The 9,463-nt window shown below is 71.3% G+C and carries 8 protein-coding genes; 3 read left to right on the top strand and 5 right to left on the bottom strand.

Annotated elements, in window-relative coordinates; all coding sequences use genetic code 11:
- Window positions 1–16: 16 nt before the first annotated feature.
- The 3 genes from IE239_RS07230 to IE239_RS07220 are packed head-to-tail and all read right to left on the bottom strand — an operon-like array spanning window position 17 to window position 3,735.
- On the bottom strand, window positions 17–1,060 hold the full coding sequence (locus IE239_RS07230; protein ID WP_190148428.1) for an ABC transporter permease: 1,044 nt from the start codon (window positions 1,058–1,060) through the stop codon (window positions 17–19).
- On the bottom strand, window positions 1,053–2,615 hold the full coding sequence (locus tag IE239_RS07225) for a sugar ABC transporter ATP-binding protein (RefSeq protein ID WP_190148427.1): 1,563 nt from the start codon (window positions 2,613–2,615) through the stop codon (window positions 1,053–1,055). The genes IE239_RS07230 and IE239_RS07225 overlap by 8 nt, the downstream gene beginning before the upstream one ends.
- A gap of 55 nt (window positions 2,616–2,670) precedes the next feature.
- Window positions 2,671–3,735 carry a sugar ABC transporter substrate-binding protein gene (locus IE239_RS07220; RefSeq protein ID WP_190148426.1) on the bottom strand — a complete coding sequence of 355 codons (1,065 nt, stop codon included), beginning with the start codon at window positions 3,733–3,735 and terminating at the stop codon, window positions 2,671–2,673.
- A 453-nt stretch (window positions 3,736–4,188) separates the two neighbouring features.
- Between IE239_RS07220 and IE239_RS07215 the strand changes: the two genes are divergently transcribed.
- From IE239_RS07215 to IE239_RS07205, 3 genes are all read left to right on the top strand, one after another.
- On the top strand, window positions 4,189–6,417 hold the full coding sequence (locus IE239_RS07215) for an alpha-L-fucosidase (protein WP_190148425.1): 2,229 nt from the start codon (window positions 4,189–4,191) through the stop codon (window positions 6,415–6,417).
- Window positions 6,418–6,571: 154 nt separating this feature from the next.
- Window positions 6,572–6,811, top strand: a complete 240-nt coding sequence (locus IE239_RS07210; RefSeq protein ID WP_190148424.1) for a hypothetical protein — start codon at window positions 6,572–6,574, stop codon at window positions 6,809–6,811.
- On the top strand, window positions 6,811–7,194 hold the full coding sequence (locus tag IE239_RS07205; protein ID WP_190148423.1) for a toxin Doc: 384 nt from the start codon (window positions 6,811–6,813) through the stop codon (window positions 7,192–7,194). Before IE239_RS07210 ends, IE239_RS07205 begins: the two co-directional genes overlap by 1 nt.
- 30 nt (window positions 7,195–7,224) lie before the next feature.
- Here IE239_RS07205 and IE239_RS07200 read toward each other — a convergent pair whose 3' ends face one another.
- Window positions 7,225–8,685, bottom strand: a complete 1,461-nt coding sequence (locus tag IE239_RS07200; RefSeq protein WP_190148422.1) for a glycosyltransferase family 87 protein — start codon at window positions 8,683–8,685, stop codon at window positions 7,225–7,227.
- Window positions 8,682–9,458 (bottom strand): class I SAM-dependent methyltransferase, encoded by a 777-nt coding sequence (locus IE239_RS07195; RefSeq protein WP_229877930.1) that lies wholly within the window; start codon window positions 9,456–9,458, stop codon window positions 8,682–8,684. The genes IE239_RS07200 and IE239_RS07195 overlap by 4 nt, the downstream gene beginning before the upstream one ends.
- Window positions 9,459–9,463: the final 5 nt, after the last annotated feature.

Below are 9,463 nucleotides of genomic sequence, written 5' to 3'. Positions count from 1 at the left end.
GACGGCTGCTCGCGGTTCAGTCCTGGACCTTGCCGCCCGTGATGCGCGAGATGGTCAGCGCGACCAGGATGATCAGGCCGTTGAGGGCGCCGATCCACTGGGCGGGGACGCCGCCGAGCGTGAGCACGTTCTGGATCATGAACAGCAGGAGGATGCCGCTGAAGGCCCCGAACATGGTGCCCTTGCCGCCGTTGAGGCTGATCCCGCCGATGACGGCGGCGGCGAAGACGGTGAAGATGTAGCCGTTGCCCTGAGCCGAGGCGACGGAGGCCAGGCGCCCGGAGAGCAGCAGGCCGGCGAGGGCGGCGAGGACGCTGCCGGTGACGATGACGATCCACAGCACCCGGTCGGTGCGGATGCCCGCCGCCTTCGCCGCGTCGACGTTGCCGCCGATGGCGTACAGCGAGCGCCCGAAGCTGGTCCAGCCGAGCACCACGATGGCGACGGCGAACAGGGCCAGGCAGATCCAGATGGAGGCGGGCATCCCGAACCATTCGGCGGTGCCGAGGTAGAGCATCGACTCCGGCAGCTGGAAGAAGGTCTGGCCGCCGGAGATGCCGGTGAGCACACCCCGCAGCACGATCAGCATGCCGAGGGTGACGATGAAACCGTTGAGGCCGAAGCGGATGATCAGCAGGGCGTTGACCACGCCGACGAGCGCGCCCACGGCGAGGGTGACGAGGACGGCCAACGCGCCGGGGAGCAGGCCGAGTCCGTGGCCCGCGCCGACCGGCACCACCAGCCAGGCCGCCACGCCGGGTGCGAGGCCCATGGTGGACTCCAGCGACAGGTCCATCTTCTTGACGATCAGGATCATCGTCTGCGCGAGGACCAGCAGGGCCATCTCGGACATGGTCTGCAGGACGTTGATGAGGTTGTCGGTCTGCAGGAAGACCGGGTTGACGATCTGTCCGACGATCGCGATGACCACGATGGCCGGCACGAGCGCGAGATCGCGCAGCCGGGCCAGGGGTATCCGGCCGCCGAACAGGGCGGTCCGCTTCACCCGGGGCTCCGGGGCCTTGGCTGCGGCGGTGTCCGCGAGGACGGTTTCAGGCATCGAGGTCCACTCCTTCCATCGCGGCCACGAGGTCGTGGTCGTGCCAGCCGCGGGCGATCTCCGAGGTCACACGGCCCTGGAACATCACCAGGACCCGGTCGCACATACGCAGGTCGTCGAGTTCGTCGGAGGCGATGAGCACTCCGGTGCCGGTCCGCGCGGTCTCCTCGACCTTGCCGAGGAGGAACTCCTTGGAGCGCACGTCCACGCCCGCGGTCGGGTTGATCAGGACCAGCAGTCTGGGGTCGTCGGCCAGGGCGCGGGCCATGACGACCTTCTGCTGGTTGCCCCCGGACAGGGCGGAGACGGGCAGTTCGGGACCGGGAGTCTTGATCGCGAGGTTCTCGATCATGGCCTGGGCGAGCCGGTCGCGCCGGCCGGGGCTCAGGAACCCGTGGGGGCCCAGCCGCCCGGGCACGGACAGTGTGGCGTTGTCCGCGATCGACATGTCGGGGACGAAGCCCTGGTGGTGCCGGTCCTGCGGGACGAATCCGGCGCCGGCGGCGAGGGCCGCGGGCACGCTGCCCGGCCGGGGGCGGTTCCCGGCGATCTCCACGTCGCCCGCGGCCGGCGCCCGCAGGCCCACGACGGTCTCGGCGACCTCGGTGCGCCCGCTGCCGGCGGAGCCCGCGAGGCCGACGATCTCGCCGGCCCCCACCTGGAAGCTGACGTCGTCGTACCCGTCGCCCCGCAGGGTGCGGACACTCAGCGCGGCGGCGGCGCCGGGGTCGAGGGCGCCGGCCCGTTCCTCGCGTCGGCCGGCCGCCGCCTCGCCCGTCATGGTGGCGACGAGGTCGGCGCGGGCGAGTTCCGCGACCGGCGCGGTGACGATGTGCCGGGCGTCGCGGAACACCGTGACCATGTCGCAGATGTCATAGACCTCTTGGAGGTGGTGACTGATGAACAGGAAGGTCACGCCCTGGCGTTGCAGGTCGCGGATGCGGTCGAAGAGGCGGTTGATGGCAGCCCCGTCGAGCTGGGCGGTCGGCTCGTCGAGGATGATGAACCGGGCCCCGAAGGACAGTGCGCGGGCGATCTCGACGAACTGCCGCTGCTCGACGCTCAGATCGGCCGCCGGGGTCTGCGGGTCGACGTCCACCGACCAGGTCGACAGCAGGTCCTGTGCGCGACGACGGGTGGCCTGCCAGCTGATGAGGCGGCCGGCTCCGCGGTCGTGCCGGTTGAGGAAGAGGTTCTCGGCGACGGTCAGGGTGGGGATGATCGTCGACTTCTGGTAGACGCAGGCCACGCGTCGCCGCCAGGCGTCGCGGTCGCTGAGCCGGGGGGCCGGCTCGCCGCCGAAGGTCACCGTTCCCTCGTCGGCGGCCTGGAGGCCGGTGAGGACCGACACCAGTGTCGACTTGCCGGCTCCGTTGCGGCCGACAAGGGCATGGGTCTCTCCGGACCTGATGGTGATCCGGGCGCCGTTCAGGGCCACCGTCGGACCGAATCGTTTGACTATGCCCGTCGCCTCGACGACGGGCGGGTCCGCGGGCACCCGTCCGCCGTCCGCCGGAGCGGGCCCGGGGGTGACTGCTCGCTCCCCTTCGCTCATCTCGACCGCCTTGTTCTCGTGAGCCGTTGCCGTTGGGGTGAGAAGGCCGCAGGGATCAGCCGAGGTTGTTGCCCCACAGCGACTTGTCGTCGCTCTTGAGGCTGGGCACACCGCCGTAGGTGCCGCCGTCGGCGGTGACGAGCGGGGCGGACAGCTGGTCCTCGAGGACGCCGTCGCGGACCTGGATGATGGTGCTGTCGTGGTCGGTCTTGCCGGGCTTGAACGTCTTCCCGTCGATCGCGGCCTTGAGGTAGTAGAGCGCGTACTTGGCGTAGAGGTCGGCCGGCTGGGAGACCGTGGCGTCGATCTTGCCCTCGGCGATGGACTTGAGTTCCTGGGGGATGCCGTCGTTGGACACGACGAAGACGTGCTTCTCGTCCTTCGGGTCCACCAACAGGCCCTTCTGCTTGAGGACTTGGAGCGTGCCGGAGAGCGCGAAGCTGGCCTCCATGTAGACGCCCCTGATGTCCGGGTGGGCCGTCAGGTCCGTCTGCAGCTTCTGGGCGGCGACGGCGCCGTCCCAGTTGGTGGCCTCGCCGAACACCTTGATGCCCGGGTAGTCCTTCTTCATGCAGTCGTTGAACGCCTGGGTGCGGTCACGGCCGTTGATGGAGTCCAGGCCGCCCTCCAGCATGACGACCTTGCCCTTGCCGCCGAGCTTGGTGCCCAGGTACTGGCACGCCTTCTCGCCGTAGGCGCGGTTGTCGGCGCGCACGACCATGTAGACGTTGCCGGTGTCGGGGCGGGTGTCGACGGTGACGACCGGGATCTTCTTCGCCTCCAGCTGCGCGAGGGTGGGCGCGACGGCGGCGGTGTCCTGCGGGGCCATCGCGAGGCCCTTGATGCCCTGGCTGATCAGCGTCTGCGCGTTGGCCGTGAGCTTGGCGACGTCGTTCTGCGAGTTGGTGGTCTTCAGGTCCAGGCCCAGCTCCTTGCCGTACTGCGGCGTGTACTTGATGTAGGAGTTCCAGAAGTCGGTGTCGGAGCGGGGGTAGTCGACCCCGACGAGCGGCTCGCCGCCCGACGATCCCGACGCGGCGGAACCGCTGTTGCAGGCACTGAGCAGAGCCAGCGCGGAGAGGGCGGAAACGGCTGAACACAGGGTGGTTCTGAGTCTCATCGGTGATTCCTCGCGCCGGTCCCGTAGCGGGAGATGTTTCGCCTCGACGGCATCTGCGTATCGCCGCGGACTAGAGATGGGATGTTTATAGAGGCGCTCTCGCCGTGTTGTCCAGACCCCCACCACAACGACAAGGAAATGCCTGCTCACGGATGCCTCGCGAGCGGAGGGCGGCGTCCGCGCAGGAAGAGGCCCATCCCATGAGCCAACATCATCCGATGACTCGCCCTGCCTGGAGTCTCCCGAGACATGCGATGTCTACCCGGTCGCAATAAGCTTCATATCGTCACATTCAAGACAAATCCTCTCTCCGTGTGGCCGCTTTCATCCCTGCACCGAGGTTGACATGCCCAGGGGACTCGGGGGACCTTCATCCGTGAAAAGCGGCACCCTGTGCACCACAGCCACGCCGACCCGTGTCCCCCCGCACACTCCGTACCAGGGAATGTCTCGATGCCGAGTCCGATCAACAGACGCCACCTCCCGGCCGGCGCCGCCTCCGTGGCACCGGCAGCCGTCGCAGGAGACGCGTCCGGCGCCGACGGCGCACCGGCGGCGACCAGCACGTACACGCCCGACTGGGACTCGGTCGACCGGCATCCGCCGGCCCCGGAGTGGTTCCAGGACGCGAAGTTCGGGATCTACTTCCACTGGGGGGTCTTCAGCGTCCCCGCCTTCGGCAACGAGTGGTACCCGCGCACCATGTACCAGGAGGACGACAGCGTCCATCAGCACCATGTCGCGACCTACGGCCGGCCATCGGCATGGCAGTACCACCACTTCATCGACGGGGCCCGGGACATCGCGGGCGCCTTCGTGGAGTTCGCGCCCAAGCTGAAGTCGGCCGGCGGGAAGTTCGACCCCGACGAGTGGGCGCAGCTGTTCGTCGACGCCGGCGCCAGGTTCGCCGGCCCGGTGGCCGAGCACCACGACGGCTTCTCCATGTGGGACAGCCAGGTCAACGAGTGGAATTCGGTGGACAGGGGCCCGGGGCTGGACCTGCTGCGGCTCTTCTGCACGGCCATCCGCGCCAGGGGCCTGAAACTGCTGGTGGCCATGCACCACGCGTACCACTTCACCGGCTTCTACGAGTTCGCCCCCGCCCAGACGGACCCCAGCCTCAAGAAGCTCTACGGACAGCTGGGTCCGGCCGCGGAGAACCAGCTCTGGTTCGACAAGCTGAAGGAGGTCATCGACCGCGCCCGGCCCGACATCCTGTGGCAGGACTTCGAGCTGCAGGCCGTGGACGAGACCCAGCGCCTGAACTTCCTGGCGTACTACTACAACCAGGCGGACAGCTGGGGCCGTGAGGTCGTCGCGACCTACAAGGACGGCATGAACAGCAAGGGCGAGGTCTTCGACTACGAGCGCGGCGGCCCGGCCGGCCTCACCAGCCCGTACTGGCTGACCGACGACAGCATCTCCAGCAGCAGCTGGTGCCACACCCAGGGGATCGGCTACTACACCACGCAGGAGATGCTGCACTCGCTCATCGACCGGGTCAGCAAGAACGGCAACATGCTGCTGAACATCGCGCCGATGGCCGACGGCAGCATCCCCCAGGCGCAGAAGGACATCCTGCTCGGCATCGGCGACCACCTGAAGCGCTTCGGCGAGTCGCTGTACGGAACCCGCGCCTGGACGGCGTACGGCGAGGGCCCGACGAAGATGGGCGGCGGCTCCTTCACCACCCCTCGCGCCGGCACCGCGCAGGACATCCGTTTCACCCGCGACAAGGCCGGAACCGTCCTGTACGCCACCGTCCTGGGCTGGCCCGGCGACTCGCTGACGGTCCGGACCCTCGCCCCCGACCGGATCGACCTCTCGTCGCTGGCCTCGGTCGAGCTCCTCGGCGCGACCGCCGGCGCCTGCATCGACCTGCCCACTCCGGCCCAGAGCGCCTCCGGCCTCACCGTCGCCCTGCCCGCCTGCGCGCCGTACAGTGCCGACGCCTACGTTCTCAAGCTCACCTTCTCCGGCGCGATTCCGGCGCTGCGGCCGCTCGCCGGCGCCACCGCCTTCACGGACGTCGACTACTCCGGCACCGCCGCCGTGCTCTCTCTCGGCGACTACACGGCGGCCGACCTGACCGCGGCCGGACTCGGCGCACGCACGCTGTCCTCGCTCCGGACGGCCCCCGGCTACCAGGTGGTCGGCTATGCCGGGGACGACTGCACAGGCGCCTCCTGGACCTTCACCGCCGACACCCCCGACCTCAGGACCACCGGCGACAACGACCAGGTGGCCTCGCTGAGGGTCCGGTTCGACCCGGCGACGTACTTCCGGATCACCAACGTCGCCGACGGGCTCGCCCTGGACAGCGGCGGCGACGTCGCCTCCGGGTCCGACCTCAAGCAGTGCGCCTGGGACGGCAGCGCCGACCTGCAGTGGCGCGCGGAGCCCGTCGCGGGCGGCTACTACCGGCTGGTCAACCGCGCCAACGGCATGGTCGCCGACGGCCGGGGCGGCGGCGACGGTTCCGCCGCCCGGCAGGCTCCCTGGAGCGGCAGCGCCGACCAGCAGTGGACGATCACCCACCGGGGCGGCGACAGCTGCTCGATCGCCAACCGCACCACGGGCCTGGTCCTCGACGGCGGCGGCGACGTGGCCCCGGGCTCCGTCACCAGGCAGGGGACGTACGGCAGCGGCTCCAACCTGCTGTGGACCTTCACCGCCGTCTGACCCCGGGACGTGCGAGCGGCCGCGGCGGCCCGTCTCTGCCACGCGGCCGCGGCGGTGCAGTCGGGTCCGGCGGTCGGCCGGCGGGCCCGCCGTTGGCTGTCAGCACCTTCTCCGGAGGCTGGCCCCGCAGGTACCTGATAGGTACCCTGCTCGTATGCCATCCCTGAATGTGAGCTTCACCGAAGAGGAAATGGAAGGCGTGCGCACGGCTGCCGCGGCCGAGGGCAAGAGCCTGAAGCAGTACATGCACGACCTCGGTGTCCGCGAGATGCACCGCAAGCAGTTCGTCGCCGGCGCCGCCTCCTGGGCCGACAGGCTCCGTGCCGAGTTCGACGAGGCGTTCCCCGACGAGGTCCCGCCGTCGCAGCGCGGCCGGGGAGCTGCTGCCGCCTGATGAGCGAGATCCTCTACATCGACGTCCCCTGGCTCCTGGACGTCCAGGAGGCCGCCCTCGGCGACGACGACGTGTCCGTCACCGACTACTCGGCGCTGGTGGCGGCCGTCGCACGGCACAAGACGCGCATGCCGACGCTCGCGGCCTCCAACCCCCACGTCGCGTGGCGGGCGGCCGCCCTTCTGCACACCGTCGTGCGCCTCGAGCCGTTGCCGCACCACAACAGCCTCTTCGCCGCGTTCGTCGCCGGTCAGTACATGGATCAGTCGGGAGAAGGGATCGATCCTCCTTACGGGGGCTTCGCGGACCTGGTCAGGAAGATCCGCGAGACCCGCCTGACGATCTACGCCGTCGCCGACGTCCTGCGCTCCTGGAGGATCTGACGCCGTCGGCAGGTCCCGGACCCCGACGCGTCAGGAGGGGGCGGGGCGGCTCCGCAGCGCGCGGCGGGCCACGCCCGTGCGCAGTCCCGCTCCGGCAGCGATCACGACGGCCGCGCTGCCGTAGGCCCATGCCTGGAGGGGGAAGCCGGGCAGCAGACGGCCGCCGAGGTACAGGGCGGTGCCGGCGAGGGTGACGGTCAGCCATTCCCAGCGTCCGTCCATCGCCACGAGCGCGACCACCAGCAGGGAGTACCAGGGATAGCTCGGTGAGAAGAGGACCAGCGCGGTGCCGGTGACTACCAGGGCGCCGCGCCAGGGCCGGGCCGGGTCCCCCCGCCACCACACGTACAGCGCGGCCAGGGCGAGCAGCAGCGCCGCGGCCACACCCGCGGCCACGTCGGGCAGCAGGAGCCTCAGCAGGGCGAAGCGGCGTACGTGACCTGGTTCGTAGCCCTCCTCGTGGAGGTAGCCGGGGAGGTAGCCGAGGACGCCCGCTCCGGAGCTCACGACAAAGGGCAGGTAGGCGAGCGCCACCGCCGCGACGGCCGCCGCGACCACCCGGAGGACGCGCAGCGGGCCGCGCTGCCCGGACAGTGCGCCGGGCAGGACGAGTACGGGCAGGAGCTTGACGGCGATCGCGGCGCCGAGCAGCGCGCCCCGGCGGGTTCCGGCGGTGGCGGTGCCGAGGGCGAGCACGACGAACAGGACGCCCAGGGTGTCGATGTGGGCGTTGTCGACCGCCTCCAGTGCGACAGCGGGGCACCAGGCCCACAGCGCTGCCCGGGCCGGGGCCAGCCGCGGATCGCCGCGGCGGCGCAGGACGGCCAGCAGGGCGAGGGTCGTGCCGAAGGCGAGGACCGCGCCGCCGACCTGGAGCGGCTTGTGGCGGCTGTCGGGAGGGGAGAGGGTGTGCACCGCGAAGAACCAGCCCTCGGCCACCGGCGGGTAGATCGTGGGGACGGTAGGCCGGTTGATGCGTACGCAGAGGCCCTTGGCCGTCCGAGTGAGCCCCCATCCCTCGCAGGCGGCCCGGTCGGGGAACAGCCAGTCGTCGCGCAGGGGAGCGAGCTCATCAGCGGCCGGCGGGTGGGCGTAGGGGGAGATCCCGGCGGCCTGCACCCGGCCGTCCCAGGCGTAGCGGTACATGTCGTTGCTGGTGCGGGGCTGCGCGGTGAGCCCGGCGAGGGCGACCGCGGCCGCGCCGGCGAGGACGAGGACGGTCGCGGCGCGGGCCGGGACCTTGCGCACGGTCCACACCGCGGCGGCGAACAGCGTCCAGGCGAGGCCGTATCCGGCGAGCAGACGGCCGGGGGCGCTCTCGTTGTCGCCCTCGTGGAGGGTGCCCGCGACGACGAGGGCGACGGCGAGGACGAGGATCGCGGTCACCGCGACGCGGGTCCGGGCGCCGCCCGGCGCAGCCGGTTCGGCGGGGCCCGGGGACTGCGGCGTGGCGTGCCCGGGATCCCGCAGGAGCGGGTCGGCGGTGGTCATGGACGGCTCGATCCCCCGCGGCGCATGGGAGGGACGACGTCCGTGGTCCTCGCGGTCGGGCGGTGCAGTTCGAGGAAGACGCGGTCCTCGCTCGTCCACCGGCCGGTGAGGATCCAGCCGGTCGCGTCGGCGGCGTGCAGCAGGGCGGTGGCGCCGACCCGGGCCCAGGGAAAGGGGCGCCCGTGGCGGCCTTCGGCGTCCTCGACACGGACGGTGAGGCGTTCGTCCACGTCGTGCGGGGCCGCTTCGGCCAGCAGGCGCCCGCCGGGACGGAGCAGCCGGCGCAGACGGGCCAGCAGGGCCGTCGGGTCGCCGCCGATGCCGATGTTGCCGTCCATCAGCAGCACCGTGCCCCAGCGGCCCTCTCGGGGCAGCCGGTCGAAGACGGACCGCCGCAGGGCGTTCGCGCCCTGTCGCCGGGTGAGGGCGACGGCGGCGGGGCTCACGTCCACGCCGAGCGCGGTCATGCCGCGGGCCGACAGGGCGGCCACCAGACGTCCCGGGCCGCAGCCCACGTCCAGGACGGGCCCGGTGCAGCGGTGCAGCACGTCGGTGTCGGCGGCGTCGGGCGCGGCGCAGTAGCGCTCCACGTCCAGGGGCAGCAGGTCGGGCTCTCCTGCGGGGGGCGTCGTCATGCGTCGCAGGTACAGGGGGCCGCGGCCGAGCCGCACCGCGCGCCCGTAGGGGTCGTCCGTCCAGGGCTCGCCCGGCTCGGCGGGCGGGAACCGGTCGGCCCGTGGCGCGGTCGCCGGGAGCGGGGAGGAGAGCGTCACGTGGA

Origin of the sequence: Streptomyces humidus (assembly GCF_014649655.1) — a bacterium.
GTDB classification, from domain to species: Bacteria; Actinomycetota; Actinomycetes; order Streptomycetales; family Streptomycetaceae; genus Streptomyces; species Streptomyces humidus.
Note: the sequence above shows the minus strand (reverse complement) of the source record. Positions and strands in the feature narration are given on the sequence as shown.